The following is a 15804-nucleotide window of genomic DNA, read 5'->3' as shown; positions in this document are numbered from 1 at the left end:
TGATATGCCGGCTATTCGACGGCTAGTGAAATCCGCTGATGGACTGTGGATTCCGCAGTGGCCGAAAGCGCCCAGCGAGGTCGAGGGCTACGGCATCGGCTGGCTGCAGATCCTCGGCCCCAACGACTTCATCGTGGCGCACAACTTCATCGTCGAGGGCACCGGCATCGTGCAGGTGTCCGGCACCCATACGCGCAGCATGTCGGTGTGGTGGGGCACCGGCGGCGTCATCAACACCACCTGCGACGTCATCCACGAGATCACCAGCGACACCGGCCGCCGGCTCTCCCAGACCATGCGACTGCACATCGTCAAGAAGTAGAGAGGCGCGTACGAAACCATGAGTGATTCAGCAGGATTCAGCGAGTTCGTCCTGAACGGACTGCTCAACACACTGTGCCGCGGTGACGCGCTGGTCATCCCGGGGTGGTTCGGGCAGATGCACCTCGAGGACCCCGGCCTGGGCGGTCTGCTCAACCCCTCGATCGACGACGATCGCACGCAGGTGTTCTTCAGTGCCGCCGACAACGCCGCGATCGAAAACACCGGCGTGCCGGAGTGGTCGTCGAGCACCGGCCAGATCGTCAAGTGGATCAGCTTCCACGACCGCATCGACCCGAGCACGTCGGTGTGGATCGGCAACGGCCGGCTCGCCAAGCCGGCCGAGCTCGCCAACGGCGACGATTTCCAGCTCGACACCGCGGCGATCGCGTTCGTGCAGGGCCTGGCGGCGTCCTGATGCCGGCCAAACTCGACGCCGTCTCGGTCGGTCAGGACCTGTTCGGCGGCGGCACCAGCTCAGGCAGCGAGTCGGTCAATCACCCCGGCAGCAGTCTCGCCCAGGACGTCGCGGCGTTCCTGGCCGTGCTGCTGACCACGGAGGTCGACTTGACCGCCGCCACGTTCGCCCCGACATGGGGCGGAACGGCGATGAGCCTGCTGGCCGCGCCGCGCCGCTGGGACTCCAACAAGGGCATGCTCGCGGTGTACAAGCTCGAGGACCCCCCGCCGGGGCCGCGTACGGTCACGCTCGCCTACAGCGGCGTCCCGACCGAGTTGCTCACCCGCAACCTGATGCTCATCCCGAGCACCTATCAGGGCGTCGAGTCGATCGGCACACCGGTGGACGCCGGCGGCGGATCAACGACGAGCAACAGCCTGACCGTCAACACCGGCCTGCCGGCCCACCGCGGCGTGTCGTGGCATGGCGTCGGCAAAGGCCGCACATACACCAAAACCGGCAACAACCGAACCAAACGGCAATCCTTGGCGATGCTGGGCGGGGGGTCGCTGCTGCAGCAGGACGCCGCCGGCAACAACGGATCGCTCACCCTGACCGCCACTCACAACCTGGCCACGCCGAACTGGGCAGCGTTCGCCGTTGACCTTGCACCCGCCAAGGTGCGCGGATCGGTCACCATCCCGCTCGGGATCTCACTTGCCTGCAGCGGCGGCACCTACCGCACCGCCCCGCCCGGCAAGTTCTGGGAGATCCCCGCCGGCGCGCCCATTAACGAACTAGCCTGACCAGATTGGGGATTGACCACCCATGGCGACTGCTCATCGCATCGAAACACCGATCTCCGACATCACCGCTCGCGGAGACAACCGGCCGTGGACCTTCGCCACAGTTCTGCGAGCGGCTGACGGGCACCTCATCACCGACACCTCTCGACCGGTGACACCCGAAGGCGGGGTGCTCACCGTCGACCTCCTGCCGGGTTACGTCGAAGCGCGACACGGCAACAAGCTGTACCAATTCCTCGTTCCAGACATCCTCCCCGGGGGATACACCCTTGCCCATCTGCTTGAGGATGCGATCTCGTACCCGCCAAACGTTCCAGCCGAGCTGCTCGCCGTAGCAGTCGGCAAGTACGTCACGGACAACGTCGAGACCATCGCGTCGTCGCTCAATCCGGCCCTCGTCGCCAGCAGCGACCTGCTCAAAAGTCTTGCTGCAAATCCTGATCAGATCGCTGTCGGAACTATCACCCGGTCCTCAAACGGGGCCGCCATAGGGTTCTCAGTTGCATGGCCTGACGGTGCTACCGGAGTACTCACCGGCACAGAGTCCATCGACTTTCCCGGAGCCATCAATTCCTATGCCGTAACCCACGTTCTCGCTGGAGTGACGACCACTTACACCCAACCCGCCATGACCCGCGACACCTCTGGTGCGGTGACGGCCCGACCCGCGATTGTGGTGAGCTGAGTATGGGAATCCTTGACGCGCCCACTGTTTGGTCGAGGCTCCCAGGGCGGCCCGCCTACTATGTCGATGATTACGGCCCGGATAAGACCGGCGCTACGTTCTCTGATACCGCCGTTGCTGCTGCTCGCGCAGCGATGGGCACTAAGCCGGGCGTGTTGGTGTTCGGCGCCGGCACATACAAGCTCGCGAGCGGTCTTGCGACGTTCAAGGCGGGCCAGTCGGCCAAGGGGCAAGGCATCGGTGCGACGATCATCGACTTCCGCGGCAGCAACGCCGGCGCTGTCACTTTCCGGGAGGCATCGGTCGCCCTAGCCTCCCCTCAAGGTTCCGCGAAGCTTGATGATCTCACCATCATGGGCTGGAACGCGGGCGTAAACTCCTGGGGCCTGCGCTACGGCGACATCGGCGAATTTGACTGCAACATCCGCATCGTCGGGTTCGGGCAGTCTGGTAGCAAGGGCCTGTGGGGCGACAACCGCTACTCATGGTCCGAGCGATGCCACATCCGAGCATCCGTCGAAAAATGCACCGAATGCGTTGTCTTCGAGAACAACACCGGCTACGACGTCGATACGGCGGGAAGCTTCGACTACAGCTCGTACGACCTTGCCGTTCAGGCCGGCGTCGGCCAAAACGGTGTTTCCATCCGCAAGGGTTCGGTCGCGGTCGCATCCGGCAATCCGGGGACGCAGTTCGTTGGTGTGGACGTCAAGATGCGTGGAAACTTCGGCACTCACGCTTCCGCGAACACAGGTGTCGCGTTCGGGGTGGGCACCGAGGGGGATTCCACCGATCACACTGAGTTCCTCGGCACCCTCGACATTGGCGTGGAGAACTCGGGTGGCCTCGCGGTCACCCACAAGGATTTCAATGTCAGCGCGAACGCCCGTGTGAACGCTACGGGCAGCATCAATTTTGGCGGCAGCCAGGTGTGGGCGGCCGGCTCCGCGAACGTCTTCACCGTCGCATTCTCTGGTCGCATCAACTCCCGCTCACTCGGCGGTGTCACCATCAACCAAGGGCTGCGCACCATCGGCTCGGTGACCGGCACCGATCTTCGCCGCACCTATTCCTCCGGCGCGCTGATCTTCCAGATGGACACCGGCAACGTCGGGTTCTACCAGTTGCCGAACGGCGCCTCCACCGTCTACTTCCGGTACAGCGGCTCACAGAGCACATCCCCGCCCCAAGTGGCCATGTACGTCGTACGGCTGCAACAGCCCGCCTCGGGCGCTCCTGCCACCGTCAGCTCTTGGGTGGCGGGCACCGCGGGAACGCCGATCGCGGCCGGAAATATCATCTGGCCGAACGGAACCCCGGTTCTGTCGACCGTCAACGGGGCTCACGATCTGTTCGTGTTCTACACCAACGATCACCTGAACTACTACGGAGTGCATCTGACAGCGTCGCCGGGCGCGACGCAGGCGTATGTCGATTCGGCCCCTATGGTGCCGGACCGTCTCACAGCCGGGTTCCTGACCATTCCCCGGTGGGCTACGAACACCACCTCCGTCGGGCTCGGGGGTAGCGGGTCACTGTTGCTGTCGTATCTCGATGCGGATAAGGCCGCCACCCTGACCACGGTGGGGGTGCGGTCCGGCGGAACCGCCGCCGGCGCGACACCGACCCTTGCTCGGATCGGGCTGTACAGCGTGGCAGCGAGCGGTGACCTGACGTTAATCGCCTCGACCGCCAACGACACTGCCCTGCTCGCGGCGGCGAACACCAACTATTCGAGGGCGCTGACGGCAGCATCTGCCGGCTCTAACGTTGTGGCTCGGGCGGCGCGGCTGGCCGTAGGAGTGTTGGTGGTGTCGGGCGCGACGATGCCCACGTTGGTCGGGAACTCAGGCAACGCGGGATCGGCCGAGCTCGCCGTCGCCCCGAGGCTGTGTGGAATCCTGCCGGGCCAAAGCGATCTGCCAGCGTCGATCACCGCCGCAAGTCTGACGAACTCCGGGTCATCCCAGTTCTATGCCAGGATCTCCTGATATGGGCCAGCATCGGTGCGAAGTTCCGGTCCGCGGCGAGGTGCCGAAGGGCATGTATCCGGCACAAACTTGGATTTGCCCAGGATGTCGCAGAGAGTGGGAGATCGACGAAACCGAGGACGGCGATTTCGTCTGGCGCATCAACCAGCAACCCTCGCGCGAGGAATTGGTCATCCGCGCTCTGAGCAAGGTCATCCTTGAGGAAAGCCCTGTGAGCGTGCTCGAGACCTTGGAGACGTGGCGACCACCGTCACTGACGGACGAAGAGTTGGACGCCGCGCGTGACTACTTCACGTCACAACACGATCAGCAGTGAAGCGCCGAGTAGCCGCCCGCAAGCGTTTCCGCGCTGGCCGGTCAATGCCGTAGCCGATCACCGTGGCCAGGGTTATCGCCGCGGCTGCGGCTGTCGCAACCGCCCATAGTTGAGGCAGCGCCTCCAACGCCAGCATGATCACGTACCCGATGTTCTGATGCACCAGATACACGGGATACGACAACTCACCGAGGTAGTTCGACACCGGCCGCACCTTCTCGGATAGCCGTATGTGGAGGGTGACGATCACCAGGACGGTGCTGACCAGCAGGGCCGGCAACACCATGACATCGCCGGGGGCGACGACGCAGAACGACGCCACAATCACAGCGGCGGGAAGCAGCTTCTTCCCGGTGCGGTGGGCAACGTTCAACGCGATACCCACGATGAACAACGGCATCCAGTACGCGATCCCACCCACGATGCCCGTCACAGTGTTGTCGACGAGGAAGCTCAGCACCCGGACGCCGAAACCAACCGCCAGCCAAGCGAACAGCGTGAGGAACAGCCAACGGTCAGTCAGAGCCCGGGTGCGGGCGAGAACCCCGATGGTGACGTAAAACGTCAACTCCACCGCCAACGTCCAGTACGCCCCGTCGACGTAGGGGACGTTGAAAAACCCCTCGAGCATGGTGAGGTTGAACAGCGCAACCGGGGTTGACACTTCCCGCCCGGGCAGTCCGACCACAGCTACCACAGTGAAGGTGAGGATGACCGCGACCCAGTAGGCGGGGTAAAGGCGGATCGCCCGGTTCGCGAAGAACCGTTTCGTGGGGTCTTTGCAGGCGGAGTTGAAGATCACGAAGCCTGAGATGATGAAGAACAGCTGTACCCCGTACTGGCCCCACTGGAAGACGGGGTGTGCAGGACCGAGGTCGTCGTACAGCTGGGGTCCGCGGTACAGGTAGTGGTAGGCGACAACAGCGAGGGCCGCGAACCCGCGCAGCCCATCAAGCGCCCACAGGCGGTCAGACGTTTTCGCGATGTTCTCGGCCACAATCCCCCCGGAGTTGGCTCTAGCCGCCTGGCCCGGCGGGCTGCTGCGGCCTGTCAGGCGCTAGCCCAGGAATGGGAATGTCAAGCGTTCCCGCATTGGGTTGATTCAAGGCGTAGATGGCCACAGAGATCGTGACGACCGTCAACACCGCAAGCAGCACATAGCCCACAATTCGGCGTTTGTCTTCCCACTCTGGCTCACGCCTTGAACGACGACGTTTTCTCATCTCACCCCCCATGGCGAAGTCCGAACTCTACCCGAAAGGTGACATGACCGCTCTCGCACAACCCGATCGCGTTTGGTGGCAGATGTGATGCGCTGCGTGGCCGCGATCGCGGCCGGCTCCGCGCTCGGCGGCCTCATCGCCGTGTTCATCGCTGCTGGCCTGTCCGAGTTCTTCGACGCGCCACTGATCAAGAGCCTCTGAGAGGGCAACGGATGACGCAGAAGATCCTCGGCTACGACAAGGCCCGCCTCGGCCAGGACACCGGCTGGTTCTGTGGGCCGGCGACCACGCAGACGATCTTGTCCGGTCGTGGTCAGCTCGTCGACGAGGCGACGCTGGCCGGGGAGCTCGGAACCGACCAGGGCGGCACCGACTACGTCGGGCTCATCGAGAACGTGCTTGATCGACGACTCGGCGTGCCCTACCGCACGGTTTGCCTGACCAACTACCCCGGCCAAGGCCAGGTAGAGCAGCTCTGGTCGAACATTCGGCAGTCGATCGACGGCGGGTTCGGTATCGCCGTCAACTGGGTTGTGCCGCCGGGCAACCGGCCGCAAGCCATTCTCGACACGGCATCGCCGTCGTACCCGTCGAATCGCACCATCTACCACTACGTCGCGATCATGGGTTACGACGATCAGGCGCGCGCCGTGTGGGTGGTCGACTCGGGTTTCTGGCCGCGTGAATACTGGCTCAGCTTGACGCAGCTCGCGACACTGATCGTGCCGAAGGGCTACGCCTACGCCGACGTCGCGCCGGCGGAAAACGTACCGACGCCGACCTCACCAAGCATCGACGCCGTGGCCACGCTGTCGGAGGCCATGGGCGGCGTGGTCTCGCTCGACCGCTACGGCCAACTGCTGCCGGCGTTTTCGTCCGCGCTGGCCGCCTGCGACTGCACCACCGTCGACCGCATCGCCATGGTCGCCGCGCAGTGGGGCCACGAATCGGTCGGTCTGAAGTACTTCACCGAGCTGTGGGGACCGACATCGCAGCAGCTCACCTACCAGGGCCGCATGGGCAACGATCAGCCTGGCGACGGCTACCGATACCGCGGCCGCGGACCCCTGCAGGTGACCGGCAAGGACAACTACCGCGCCCTTTCCCAGTGGGCATTCGGCCGCGGCCTGGCCCCGACGGCCACCTTCTTCGTCGACCAGCCCGACCAACTCGCCTCCGACCAGTACGGCTTCATCGGTGCGATCTGGTACTGGACCACCCACAACGTCAATCGATGGGCCGACGCCCGCGACATCGAGAACGCGTCGAAGGCCATCAACGCCCCGGCCTGGATCGGCACCAGCCGCCGCGCCTACGGCATCGACGACCGCATCGCCCGCTACAACCGCGCCCTCGGCATGGGCACCGACCTCCTGGCCCTCGTCGAGGACTGGGCGACCCCGTACAACGAACTGATGGGAATCTGACCATGGCATCTGCACAGGACGTCACCAACGAGCTCACCGGCGCCGGCGACAACCACGTCGTGAAGCTCTGGCGAAACGTCGCTGACTGGGCGAAGGACTCCGCGAACGTTCGCTCGTTGCAGGACAAGGTGTCTCGCGTTGCACGCGAGCTCCTCGAGGGTGCGGCGCTACCCGGCGAGACCTACGACGCGGGCCGCGAGGACGGCGCGAACTTCGGGCCGCTGGGCATCCGCAACGCGATCTTCCGGGTGCTGTTCGAAGTCACGTTCTGGCAGCCCCGTCTCCCGCTCGCCCGGCTGCGCGGCAAGCGCAGCAACAAGGACACGCTGCTGGGCCACGCCCGCGACGCGGCCAGCTATGGCGACGTCATCGACCGCAAGCTCGACGCGATCGCCGCCAAGCTCGGCGTCGACCTCAGCGACATCGGGTGACCACCCTCGAACTCACGGCGTCCGGCACCTGGGCAGCCTGGGACCTCGGTTACCCGGCCGACGTCGGCCGGGCCCTCGACGGGGAATGGGACCCGGTGCTGGCCGAGCTGCTCGGCGTCGAGCGCCGGTTCCGCTGGCAGGGCATCGGCTATCCCGCCGTCGGGTTTCTCAACCCCGACCCGAACACGTCCTACGACGAGTCCGTCGCGATCGGCGTCACCGAAGGCCTGCGCCTCGTCGAGGTGCTGATCGGGCCGCTGCCCCCGATCGTGCACGCCGTCGAGGATCTCGACGACCTAGTCTTCGACGAGCTGACCGAACTCGACCTGGATCTCATCGGGTACAGCCAGGGCGCCGAGGTCGTCATCCGGATCGCGATGGCACTGCTGCAACGAGGGCTGCGGCCGCGTCGCATCGCCACGTTCGGATCACCGTGCCGGCCGCCCGGCCCCACCCTCGTCGGGAACAACCCCCCGGGGTCCGGGATCTCACGGCTGTACACGCCGAAACCGTTGCGGCGCATCACCTGCGACATTGTGCGCGATAAAGGTGAAATGTACGGCGGCGCCCGGGAGGACACTTACCTGCCCGAGTTCTACGGCCTGTTCGTCAAGGCCGAGGTGTCGATACCGTTCGCGGCCGCGGCGCTGCAGTGGGCCATGCCCTACGTCGCCGGGGGGCTCGGCGCGGTCCTGACCGGCAACCCGTTCGCTCTGCTGAAGGTCGTCGACCTCAAGAAAGCCGCGGCCACCGCGGCACAACTCATCGACTTCGCATCAACGCAGGCGCACACCTCCTACCACCTACCCGCACCCGAGTTCGGCGGCCGCACCGGCATACAGGTCGCCATCGACTTCCTCACGGCCGCATAGGAGTCTCACCATGACCGATTCGCGCGAAGACCACGTCCATACTTCCGCCGAGATACCCGCCCCCACATTCCTCGAGCGCACTGCTCAGCTGCGCCAATACCTGTACGGCATCCTCACCCCCGCGGTCGCCGTGCTGATGGGCTACGGCATCGTCGACGCCAACACCGCGGTCCTGTGGGTCGGTCTCGGCGCCGCGGTGTTGCTCGGCGGCACCGCCACCACGGCCATCACCGCGCAGCGCCGCCGCGGCGACCTGCCCTGATGCCACCTGGATTCTGGGCGAGCATTGGCAACCTTTCCGCACCCGCACTGGCCACCGTCGTGTGCGCGCTGCTGATCTGGGCGCTGGTCACTGAGCGTCTCGTGATCGGCAAGCAATACCGCGCCACGCTCGCCCGCGCGATTGACGCTGAGCAGGCGCGCGACACCGCGGTTGCGGCGCTGATCGAGAAGAACGTCGCCGACCAGGCGAGCACCAGCCTGCTCGGCACCATCCGCCGCGAGATCGCAGCATCCAGGCAGGACACGTGATGTGGCCCTGGCAGCGTGTCGCCGAGGCCGAGCGTCACGCCGAGGCGGCACAGGAGAGTCGCAAGGCCGTAGACCAGCTCGCCGAGCACTCGCGCGAGGTGACCGCGAAGTATCGAGATGCGGTGCGTGCGAATGGATTCACTGAGATGCTGCAACAGGCCATGAGTCGGAGAGAGGCGTAATGCGGGGGATCTATGCCGTCGGCGGATCGATCATCACCTCGACGTTCATCATCGACGCACTGGGAGCCACGGTCGACTACTGGCGGGCGGCCGCGTGGTCACTGACCCTCGGTGCAGTGTTCGTGACGATCTTCACGATCCTCTACCTGCTGCGGTCGAACTGGCGGTCCAACCGCATCGGCCGCATCTTCCTCGCGAAGTCGGTGCTGCTGAGTGCGGCGCTCTGGCAGATCGTCGCGACGACGTGGATCGGGCAGGACTACCCGTTCCGCAACGAGATCCGCTTCACGATCTACGCGGTGCTCGCGCTGGCGTACTTCACGATGGACATCGCGTTGATCCGCGAACAGAACCTCGATCGTGGGGGTGAGCCGCGAACCGGCCCGCGGCCGCGAACAGATCTGCCGCCTCTGTAAGCGCTCATCCGGTCGCGATGAAGGCCTCACCATAGGTACCGCGAAGGTCCCCGCATAAGACCCAGGCGTGTTGCTGGTCGGCACGGGCGACGAGGTCCGCGCGGCAACGGCACTCGATGCGGATCACGGACAGCAGTGCCCACACGACGAACCAGGTCACCGCGACGGCGGCGATGTACCAGAAGTACGCGCCGATCGCGCCGATGACGAACAGCAGAGCAAGCAGTTGCCTCATGCCGCACGCGCCTCGGGAGTGCCAGCGGGCTGCCGTTCGTCGTCGGGCAGCGTCACGGCGACCGCGATGCGGGTCAGCGCGAGCAGCACTGCGACGTCGACGTCGGCTGCTGGCTGCTGATGCTGGTGTGGCATGTGGGTGCTCGCCTCCGATAATTGGTACTTACGTCAACCTGCGCGCAGCAGGGATCGCATGTCGATGGGTGCCGTCGTTGTCCCGCTCACCGGCGCTGCCGGCGTAATTCGGCGCCGCATCGGGTCCAGGCTGTCGATGCCGGCGATGCGCCGCTCATCCGTGACCTTGGTGTAGATCTGCGTCGAGGCTACCGACGCGTGCCGCATCAGTTCCTGTACGGTGCGCAGGTCGACGCCGTTGGCGAGCAACTCGGAAGCGAACCAGTGCCGCAGCTGGTGCGCCGAGCCCTGGACGCCGGCACGCGTCATGGCGTCCTTGATCGAGCCGCCCACGGATTCCCGCCGCTGATGGCCGCGATCGCTGCCGGGGAACCACCATCCGGTGCGCGGCATGTCGAATCGGTAGGCGTGTTCCACGATCCGGTGATGCAGCGGCAGGGTCACGGTGACGTCGCCTTTCCCGTGCACGGTGATCCTGCGTTCGATCAGATCGATGTGCTCGCCGCGCACGCGGGCGATCTCGTGGACGCGGAAGCCAGCAAAAGCGGCGAGCAGGATCATGGCGCGTGTCCGGCGATGCATACGAACGCCGAGCACGCGGCAGAGGTCAGAGTTGGTGACGGGGCGGGGCTCGCTGCGAGGGCGTTTTGGTTTGCCGATCTTGACCATGGGGTTGTCGATCCGGTGCCCCTGAACCTGCAGCCACAGGAACCAGGCCGTCAACGCTGAGTGGTAGGTCATGCGCGTCCGAGCTGACCAATCACCCTGTGCAAGCCACACAGCGATCTGAGAGTCCGTCACCAGCTCGGGGGCGGTGCGTGACCACTTCGACATCCGCTTGATCGTTTCGACTCGCTCGATCACCGTGCGGTGAGACAACGACTGGGCGTACTGCCAGATTTGCCACATCTCAACGAGGTTGCGGGCCGAACCCGGTACATCCCCCATGACAACCGACTGTGCCGGAAAGTGATGAATCTGACAAATCGTGCCGTCAGCAACATGTGAAACCACGCGTTCGCAACCTATGCCAAGCGGCGGTCCGGACGGCCAGCGCCCCGGAATATAGGAGTGGGTTTCCGCCGATTCCTATAGGCTTCTAATGAATAGGTCGGGGGTTCGATTCCCCCAGGCGGCTCCACCTTCCTCGTCGTCTCCCGACGCCCCCTGACTCCCACCGACGACTAGGAGACAGTCATGACGACGTCGGTCACCGTTGCCGTCGCGCAGTTCGCCCCCGGTGAGGACAAGGACGTCAACCTCGAGGCCATCAGGGGTCACGTGACCGAGGCCGCGACGCAGGGCGCGAAGCTGGTGGTGTTTCCCGAGTACGCGATGTTCACCGCGTCGACGATGGACGAGCGATTCCTCGGTTCGGCGGAGCCTCTGGACGGGCCGTTCGTCTCGGCGCTGCAGGAGCTGGCGCAGCGCGAGGCGGTGACGATCGTCGCCGGCATGAACGAGACCACCGACGGCGCGGAGCAGATCCACAACACGCTGTTGGCGATCGACGACGGCGGCGAGGTCGCGGCCACCTACCGCAAGGTGCACCTGTACGACGCGTTCGGCTACACCGAATCCGACGTCGTGCGAGCCGGCGAGATCGCCACCCCGCAGACATTCACCGTCGGCGCACTGACCTGCGGCATGCAGACCTGCTACGACCTGCGCTTCCCCGAGTCCACGCGGCGGCTGGTCGACGCCGGCGCCGACGTCGTGCTGATCCCGGCGGAGTGGGTGCCCGGCCCGTTGAAGGAGAACCACTGGACCACGCTGGTGCGTGCCCGCGCGATCGAGAACACCGTCTATGTCGCGGCTGCCGACCAGTGCGGCCGGTTCGGTGCGGGCAACAGCATGATCGTCGATCCGATGGGTGTGGTGCTGGCCTCGCTGGGTGAGGACGCCGGAGTGGTGTCCGCGACGCTGAGTCCCGACCGCATCGAGCAGGTCCGCCAGAAGAATCCGGCGCTGACACTGCGTCGGTTCACCGTCGTCGAACGCTGAGGGGTCGAACGCTGAGGGTCACCGCGGGGCGAGGAAGCCGACGGGCCCCGACGCCATGCACACCGACAGTGCGGCGGTGTTGGCGATCACGGTGATCGCGTCGCCCGCACCGGGCAGCCTGACGAACACCCGGTTGAGTCCGGGCCGCACCGGCACCTTGACCTGGTCTCCCTCGCTGAGCTGCACGAGGATCGAACCATCGGAATTGGCAAGATAATTCAGCTCCACCGTCCAGTCGGCGGGCAGCAGCGGCCCGTCGAGCGGCATGCGGACGGGGAAGTCGGGTTGCACCAGGTATCCGCACCGCGGATCGGGGCCGGGTCGAATGCTGCGCACCCACGTGACGACGGCGTCGACGAGCCGGCCTGAGGAGTCGAGCATCCTCAGATCGGTTGTGGCCGAGCTGAATTCAGGACGGTCGGAGAGCAGCGCGAACATGTGCGAGGTGAGGTTCTCCGGCCACGCCACCCGCTGCAGCACCAGCGGGTCGACTTCCTGGTCCAGCATCGGCGCGCTCGAGGCGGCGTGTGCGGCGGCCAGCCCGGCGCGGGCATCGAGCAGGTACGCCTTGGTCGGATTGTCGCGCCAGCTGGTCAGGAACGTCGAGGTGGAGTACAGGCTGCTCACCACGAAAAGTGTCGCTGCGCAGGCAAAAACGGGGCGCTCCCACCGGGCCGGGGCGCGCCGCGCTGGTGCGCGTATGCCGATCGCGGCGAGCAGCGTCAGAACGACCACCAGGTCGGGCAGGTAGCGCAGTGTCTGCGCGAGTTCCAGCGCGGTGAAGCGGGAGGATCGCATCAGATAGATCGGCACCTGGCACGCCATCGCGTAGCCCAGCGCCACGGCCCACACTGCGCCCAGCCGCCGGCGCCGCGACACCGTCACCACCACCGCGGCCGCCAGCGCCACCCACCCGAGCACCATCACGGCCACCGGCGGGGTGGCCCACGGCGAGGCCGGCGCCCAGCGCTGCCACTCCCACGGTCCGCCCACGAGACCGGGCACGATGCCGTGGGTGACGGAGCGCCACAGCAACTCACCGGTCATCGCCAGGTCGAAGCTCCACCGCTGCTGGTCGACCACTGTGACGTAGACACCCACCCACGCCGCCGTCACCGCCAGGCACGCCAGCCACAGAGGGCGGCCACGGCGCCACACCTGCCCGACGCTCGCCGATTCGGTCACGTAGCCGTACACCGCGGCGATCGCGAACGCCGCGAACGGGATGATCGCGGCCTTCTCGAAGAACAGCAGCCCGCCGAAGAGCGCCGCCGTACCGGTCACCGCGTAGCGGACGGCACCGGTGCGTACCAGCTGGATCGCATCGGCACACACCCACGCCAGCGCGGCCAGCATCGGCAGGGAGTTCAGCCCGGCCGCCCACCACGCGAAGCTCGGCACTGCCAGCGGCGTGAAAAGGGCGAACGTCAACGGGGTCAACAGCGCCGGCCGCCATCCGAGGATCGCGTGCAGTGCGCGCAGCAGCGCCAGAGCCGCGACCAGGGACAGCACCAGGAGGCTGATCGCGGGACCGATCCAGTTGAGCGGGGCGATCCTGGTGGTCAGTCCGGCCAGCAGGAACGCGCCGGGCATGACGTGGCCGTCGTGGTCGTCGAACAGGTAGCCGGGCGAGAGCAGCGGCTGGGTGCCGGCGCGGCCGACGAGGATCAGATCGTCCCAGTAGAAGTAGCCGCCGAACGCGAGCGCCGCCCGGACGGCCAGGTGCAGCACGATGAGGGCGACGGCGGCGCGGGCGACCCATTTCATGACGCCTGCGACTGTACGGATGCGCGGGCCACGACGGTGCCGCCGGTATGGTGACCCCGTGCGCACACTGGTCACCGGGGCAGCCGGTTTCATCGGATCGACACTGGTCGACAGGTTGCTGGCCGAGGGTCACACGGTGATCGGGCTCGACGATCTGAGCTCGGGCCGCAGCGAGAATCTGGGGCCGGCCGAGCGGCACGACACCTTCGACTTCGTCAAGGCCGACATCGTCGACGCCGACCTGGTGTCCCTGCTCGCCGACGTCAAGCCGGAGGTGATCTTCCATCTGGCCGCTCAGATCTCGGTCAGCCGCTCGGTCACCGAGCCGGTGTTCGATTCCAGCGTCAACGTGGTGGGAACGGTGCGCCTCGCCGAGGCCGCCCGGCTGGCCGGCGTCCGAAAGGTCGTGCACACCTCGTCGGGCGGGTCCGTGTACGGCGCCACGCCCCGCTATCCCACCGATGAGAACAACCCGCTCGACCCGGCCTCGCCGTATGCGGCCAGCAAGGTCTGCGGCGAGGTGTACTTCGGGATGTTCCGCAACCTCTACGGGTTGGACTGCAGCCACATCGCACCCGCCAATGTGTATGGGCCGCGCCAGGATCCGCACGGCGAGGCCGGCGTCGTCGCGATCTTCTCCCGCGCGCTGCTCGCCGGGCGGCCGACGAAGATCTTCGGGGACGGATCGGATACGCGCGACTACGTGTTCGTCGACGACGTCGTCGACGCGTTCGTCCGTGCCTCCGGGGACGCCGGCAGCGGGCAGCGCTTCAACATCGGCACAGGCGTGGAGACCTCGACGCGGCAGCTGCACACCGAGATCGCGCGCGCTGCAGGCACATCCGATGAGCCTGAGTTCCACCCGCCGCGCCTGGGCGACGTGCGCCGGTCCTGCCTGGACAACAGCCGCGCCAACGAGGTGCTGGGCTGGCAGCCGCAGGTCCGGCTCAGCGACGGGGTCGCCCGGACTGTGGACTACTTCCGCGCCGAGATCTGATCCCCGGGATCGTCGACGGGCTCGCGTGCGTTCTGCAGCGCCACGGCGCGGGCCAGCCGGGTGTACTTCAGCTCGATGTCCTTGAACCGCATGTACGTCGACAGTGTGGTGAACGCGAACGCGATGATCAGCACGTACTCCAGCAGATCGGTGCCGCGGTCCACGCCCAGCCAGTTCGCGACCACGGTGGTGTCGTCGGGACGCAGGATCGCGTAGATGCCGGCGATCACGAACAGCACGTAGCCGACCTTCACCCACGCCTTCGAGCGGGCGCTGCCGCGCGAGCGCAGCAGGTACACCAGCAGCGCGAGCACCGATGCGATCAGCAGTACCTGAATCCAGTTCATCGGGTGGTCCTCCTGCGCAGCAGGCCGTCGAAGACGATGTTGACCCCGTTGAGCAACGGCTGGCCTTTGGCCTTCGAGTAGTCGGTGTAGCGGATGTCGACGGGCACTTCGGCCACCCGCCAACCCTTTTCGTCGGCCAGGACGATGAATTCGCCGGCGTGTCCCATCCCGCTGATGGTCAGGTCGAGTTCATCGGCGACGCGGCGATTGAACACCCGCAGCCCGTTGTGTGCGTCGGTCAGGCCGAGGCTGCGGTTGCGTCGGCTCAGCGTCGCCACCGTCCGCAGGACCAGCCGCTTGAGCGGCGGGGTCTGGGTCGGGCCGCCGGCGAAGCGGCTGCCGACGACGAGGTCGACGTCGCCGGCGCGCAGGCGGTCGATCATCGTGACGACATCGTCGACCCGGTGCTGGCCGTCGGCGTCGAACGTCGCGAACAGTGCGGCGCCGGGCCGGGCGCGGGCGTATTCGACACCGGTCTGGATGGCCGCCCCCTGACCCAGGTTGACCGGATGGGTGACGACGTGCGCGCCGGCACGCAGTGCGGCGTCCCCGGTGCCGTCGCTGCTGCCGTCGTCGACGCAGACCACCTGGGGGAACACGGCGCGCACCTCACCGATGACCTCCTCGATCACCGTCGCTTCGCAGTAGGCGGGAATCACGATCCACACGTTGCGGGAGCGCTGGTCAGAGGGGCCGGAGATGTCGATGCGCAACAAAGT

The 15804-nt window shown here is 66.3% G+C and carries 22 protein-coding genes; 15 read left to right on the top strand and 7 right to left on the bottom strand.

Annotated features, from left to right (window positions below; genetic code table 11):
- Positions 1-25: 25 nt before the first annotated feature.
- The 6 genes from ACZ50N_RS23760 to ACZ50N_RS23735 are packed head-to-tail and all read left to right on the top strand — an operon-like array spanning position 26 to position 4519.
- Positions 26-322: a phage fiber-tail adaptor protein gene (locus ACZ50N_RS23760; RefSeq protein ID WP_464473912.1), complete on the top strand. Its 297-nt coding sequence runs from the start codon at positions 26-28 to the stop codon at positions 320-322.
- Between the two features lie 18 nt (positions 323-340).
- Positions 341-739: a phage tail fiber protein gene (locus ACZ50N_RS23755; RefSeq protein ID WP_464473911.1), complete on the top strand. Its 399-nt coding sequence runs from the start codon at positions 341-343 to the stop codon at positions 737-739.
- Complete coding sequence (locus ACZ50N_RS23750; protein WP_464473910.1) at positions 739-1527, top strand: hypothetical protein; 789 nt, start codon at positions 739-741, stop codon at positions 1525-1527. The genes ACZ50N_RS23755 and ACZ50N_RS23750 overlap by 1 nt, the downstream gene beginning before the upstream one ends.
- 22 nt (positions 1528-1549) lie before the next feature.
- The gene (locus tag ACZ50N_RS23745) at positions 1550-2212 is read left to right on the top strand and encodes a hypothetical protein (protein ID WP_464473909.1); all 663 of its coding nucleotides are present in this window, start codon (positions 1550-1552) and stop codon (positions 2210-2212) included.
- Between the two features lie 2 nt (positions 2213-2214).
- Positions 2215-4203 carry a hypothetical protein gene (locus tag ACZ50N_RS23740; protein WP_464473908.1) on the top strand — a complete coding sequence of 663 codons (1989 nt, stop codon included), beginning with the start codon at positions 2215-2217 and terminating at the stop codon, positions 4201-4203.
- A gap of 1 nt (position 4204) precedes the next feature.
- Positions 4205-4519 carry a hypothetical protein gene (locus ACZ50N_RS23735; protein WP_464473907.1) on the top strand — a complete coding sequence of 105 codons (315 nt, stop codon included), beginning with the start codon at positions 4205-4207 and terminating at the stop codon, positions 4517-4519.
- On the opposite strand, the gene ACZ50N_RS23730 is transcribed toward ACZ50N_RS23735, so the two are convergent.
- Complete coding sequence (locus tag ACZ50N_RS23730) at positions 4494-5516, bottom strand: acyltransferase family protein (protein WP_464473906.1); 1023 nt, start codon at positions 5514-5516, stop codon at positions 4494-4496. The genes ACZ50N_RS23735 and ACZ50N_RS23730 overlap by 26 nt on opposite strands.
- A 438-nt stretch (positions 5517-5954) precedes the next feature.
- Between ACZ50N_RS23730 and ACZ50N_RS23725 the strand changes: the two genes are divergently transcribed.
- From ACZ50N_RS23725 to ACZ50N_RS23695, 7 genes are read left to right on the top strand one after another with little or no spacing between them, the layout of a single operon-like run.
- Positions 5955-7169 carry a C39 family peptidase gene (locus ACZ50N_RS23725; RefSeq protein ID WP_464473905.1) on the top strand — a complete coding sequence of 405 codons (1215 nt, stop codon included), beginning with the start codon at positions 5955-5957 and terminating at the stop codon, positions 7167-7169.
- Between the two features lie 2 nt (positions 7170-7171).
- A complete protein-coding gene (locus tag ACZ50N_RS23720) occupies positions 7172-7600 on the top strand; it encodes a hypothetical protein (protein WP_464473904.1) in 429 nt (142 codons plus the stop codon).
- Positions 7597-8472 carry a hypothetical protein gene (locus ACZ50N_RS23715; RefSeq protein WP_464473903.1) on the top strand — a complete coding sequence of 292 codons (876 nt, stop codon included), beginning with the start codon at positions 7597-7599 and terminating at the stop codon, positions 8470-8472. Before ACZ50N_RS23720 ends, ACZ50N_RS23715 begins: the two co-directional genes overlap by 4 nt.
- 10 nt (positions 8473-8482) lie before the next feature.
- Positions 8483-8734: a phage holin gene (locus tag ACZ50N_RS23710; protein ID WP_464473902.1), complete on the top strand. Its 252-nt coding sequence runs from the start codon at positions 8483-8485 to the stop codon at positions 8732-8734.
- Positions 8734-9003 (top strand): hypothetical protein, encoded by a 270-nt coding sequence (locus ACZ50N_RS23705; protein ID WP_464473901.1) that lies wholly within the window; start codon positions 8734-8736, stop codon positions 9001-9003. The genes ACZ50N_RS23710 and ACZ50N_RS23705 overlap by 1 nt, the downstream gene beginning before the upstream one ends.
- Positions 9003-9185, top strand: coding sequence for a DUF7620 family protein (locus ACZ50N_RS23700; protein WP_464475701.1), 183 nt, complete (start codon positions 9003-9005; stop codon positions 9183-9185). Before ACZ50N_RS23705 ends, ACZ50N_RS23700 begins: the two co-directional genes overlap by 1 nt.
- Positions 9185-9601: a putative phage holin gene (locus ACZ50N_RS23695; protein ID WP_464473900.1), complete on the top strand. Its 417-nt coding sequence runs from the start codon at positions 9185-9187 to the stop codon at positions 9599-9601. The genes ACZ50N_RS23700 and ACZ50N_RS23695 overlap by 1 nt, the downstream gene beginning before the upstream one ends.
- A 4-nt stretch (positions 9602-9605) precedes the next feature.
- Here the strand turns inward: ACZ50N_RS23695 and ACZ50N_RS23690 are convergent, their stop codons facing one another.
- The 3 genes from ACZ50N_RS23690 to ACZ50N_RS23680 are packed head-to-tail and all read right to left on the bottom strand — an operon-like array spanning position 9606 to position 10639.
- Positions 9606-9836, bottom strand: coding sequence for a hypothetical protein (locus tag ACZ50N_RS23690; protein ID WP_464473899.1), 231 nt, complete (start codon positions 9834-9836; stop codon positions 9606-9608).
- Positions 9833-9970 carry a hypothetical protein gene (locus tag ACZ50N_RS23685; protein ID WP_464473898.1) on the bottom strand — a complete coding sequence of 46 codons (138 nt, stop codon included), beginning with the start codon at positions 9968-9970 and terminating at the stop codon, positions 9833-9835. The genes ACZ50N_RS23690 and ACZ50N_RS23685 overlap by 4 nt, the downstream gene beginning before the upstream one ends.
- A gap of 33 nt (positions 9971-10003) precedes the next feature.
- The gene (locus ACZ50N_RS23680; RefSeq protein ID WP_464473897.1) at positions 10004-10639 is read right to left on the bottom strand and encodes a tyrosine-type recombinase/integrase; all 636 of its coding nucleotides are present in this window, start codon (positions 10637-10639) and stop codon (positions 10004-10006) included.
- Between the two features lie 528 nt (positions 10640-11167).
- Between ACZ50N_RS23680 and ACZ50N_RS23675 the strand changes: the two genes are divergently transcribed.
- On the top strand, positions 11168-11974 hold the full coding sequence (locus ACZ50N_RS23675) for a carbon-nitrogen hydrolase family protein (protein ID WP_464473896.1): 807 nt from the start codon (positions 11168-11170) through the stop codon (positions 11972-11974).
- 18 nt (positions 11975-11992) lie between these two features.
- Here ACZ50N_RS23675 and ACZ50N_RS23670 read toward each other — a convergent pair whose 3' ends face one another.
- Complete coding sequence (locus ACZ50N_RS23670) at positions 11993-13834, bottom strand: hypothetical protein (protein WP_464473895.1); 1842 nt, start codon at positions 13832-13834, stop codon at positions 11993-11995.
- Between ACZ50N_RS23670 and ACZ50N_RS23665 the strand changes: the two genes are divergently transcribed.
- Entirely contained in the window at positions 13800-14738 is a 939-nt protein-coding gene (locus tag ACZ50N_RS23665; RefSeq protein ID WP_046364501.1) for a GDP-mannose 4,6-dehydratase, read from the top strand. The genes ACZ50N_RS23670 and ACZ50N_RS23665 overlap by 35 nt on opposite strands.
- Here the strand turns inward: ACZ50N_RS23665 and ACZ50N_RS23660 are convergent.
- Both ACZ50N_RS23660 and ACZ50N_RS23655 read right to left on the bottom strand, forming a co-directional pair.
- Positions 14717-15085 carry a DUF2304 domain-containing protein gene (locus ACZ50N_RS23660; protein ID WP_046364500.1) on the bottom strand — a complete coding sequence of 123 codons (369 nt, stop codon included), beginning with the start codon at positions 15083-15085 and terminating at the stop codon, positions 14717-14719. The genes ACZ50N_RS23665 and ACZ50N_RS23660 overlap by 22 nt on opposite strands.
- Complete coding sequence (locus tag ACZ50N_RS23655) at positions 15082-15801, bottom strand: polyprenyl-phospho-N-acetylgalactosaminyl synthase PpgS (protein ID WP_464473894.1); 720 nt, start codon at positions 15799-15801, stop codon at positions 15082-15084. The genes ACZ50N_RS23660 and ACZ50N_RS23655 overlap by 4 nt, the downstream gene beginning before the upstream one ends.
- Positions 15802-15804 lie beyond the last annotated feature (3 nt).

The sequence above is a fragment of the Mycolicibacterium obuense genome (genome assembly GCF_055397605.1).
Note: the sequence above shows the minus strand (reverse complement) of the source record. Positions and strands in the feature narration are given on the sequence as shown.

Coding starts and splice junctions, on each gene's coding strand:
- ACZ50N_RS23755 (WP_464473911.1), top strand. CDS start 341: ATGAGTGATTCAGCAGGATTCAGCGAGTTCGTCCTGAACGGACTGCTC.
- ACZ50N_RS23750 (WP_464473910.1), top strand. CDS start 739: ATGCCGGCCAAACTCGACGCCGTCTCGGTCGGTCAGGACCTGTTCGGC.
- ACZ50N_RS23745 (WP_464473909.1), top strand. CDS start 1,550: ATGGCGACTGCTCATCGCATCGAAACACCGATCTCCGACATCACCGCT.
- ACZ50N_RS23740 (WP_464473908.1), top strand. CDS start 2,215: ATGGGAATCCTTGACGCGCCCACTGTTTGGTCGAGGCTCCCAGGGCGG.
- ACZ50N_RS23735 (WP_464473907.1), top strand. CDS start 4,205: ATGGGCCAGCATCGGTGCGAAGTTCCGGTCCGCGGCGAGGTGCCGAAG.
- ACZ50N_RS23725 (WP_464473905.1), top strand. CDS start 5,955: ATGACGCAGAAGATCCTCGGCTACGACAAGGCCCGCCTCGGCCAGGAC.
- ACZ50N_RS23720 (WP_464473904.1), top strand. CDS start 7,172: ATGGCATCTGCACAGGACGTCACCAACGAGCTCACCGGCGCCGGCGAC.
- ACZ50N_RS23710 (WP_464473902.1), top strand. CDS start 8,483: ATGACCGATTCGCGCGAAGACCACGTCCATACTTCCGCCGAGATACCC.
- ACZ50N_RS23705 (WP_464473901.1), top strand. CDS start 8,734: ATGCCACCTGGATTCTGGGCGAGCATTGGCAACCTTTCCGCACCCGCA.
- ACZ50N_RS23700 (WP_464475701.1), top strand. CDS start 9,003: ATGTGGCCCTGGCAGCGTGTCGCCGAGGCCGAGCGTCACGCCGAGGCG.
- ACZ50N_RS23695 (WP_464473900.1), top strand. CDS start 9,185: ATGCGGGGGATCTATGCCGTCGGCGGATCGATCATCACCTCGACGTTC.
- ACZ50N_RS23690 (WP_464473899.1), bottom strand. CDS start 9,836: ATGAGGCAACTGCTTGCTCTGCTGTTCGTCATCGGCGCGATCGGCGCG.
- ACZ50N_RS23685 (WP_464473898.1), bottom strand. CDS start 9,970: ATGCCACACCAGCATCAGCAGCCAGCAGCCGACGTCGACGTCGCAGTG.
- ACZ50N_RS23680 (WP_464473897.1), bottom strand. CDS start 10,639: ATGGTCAAGATCGGCAAACCAAAACGCCCTCGCAGCGAGCCCCGCCCC.
- ACZ50N_RS23675 (WP_464473896.1), top strand. CDS start 11,168: ATGACGACGTCGGTCACCGTTGCCGTCGCGCAGTTCGCCCCCGGTGAG.
- ACZ50N_RS23670 (WP_464473895.1), bottom strand. CDS start 13,834: ATGAAACCGGCTGCCCCGGTGACCAGTGTGCGCACGGGGTCACCATAC.
- ACZ50N_RS23660 (WP_046364500.1), bottom strand. CDS start 15,085: ATGAACTGGATTCAGGTACTGCTGATCGCATCGGTGCTCGCGCTGCTG.